The 402-nt window shown below is 66.4% G+C and carries 1 protein-coding gene; it reads left to right on the top strand.

Annotated features, from left to right (window positions below):
- Positions 1–402: NAD(P)/FAD-dependent oxidoreductase (locus AB4Y43_RS40520; protein WP_368730295.1), on the top strand; the 402-nt coding region annotated here is incomplete at both ends.

Below are 402 nucleotides of genomic sequence, written 5' to 3'. Positions count from 1 at the left end.
CCGGCTGGCCGCTCGAGTCGGACACCTACGGCGGCTCGTTCCTGTACCACATCGACAACAACCAGGTGATGGTGGGCTTTGTCGTCGGTCTTGCGTACCAGAACCCGTATCTCTCGCCGTTCGAGGAGTTCCAGCGTTACAAGACGCACCCGGAAATCCGCAAGTATCTCGAAGGCGGCAAGCGCGTGTCGTACGGCGCGCGCGCGATCACGGCCGGTGGCCTGATGTCGCTGCCCAAGCTCGTGTTCCCGGGCGGCGCGCTCGTGGGCGACGATGCGGGCTTCCTGAACGCCTCGCGCATCAAGGGCAGCCACGCGGCGATCAAGACCGGCATGCTGGCCGCCGATGCGGCGTTCGAAGCCGTGCAGGCGGGCCGCCAGAGCGATGAACTCGCGGCTTACC

Source organism: Paraburkholderia sp. BR10872, from assembly GCF_040965835.1.
Lineage (GTDB): Bacteria > Pseudomonadota > Gammaproteobacteria > Burkholderiales > Burkholderiaceae > Paraburkholderia > Paraburkholderia nodosa_A.
Note: the sequence above shows the minus strand (reverse complement) of the source record. Positions and strands in the feature narration are given on the sequence as shown.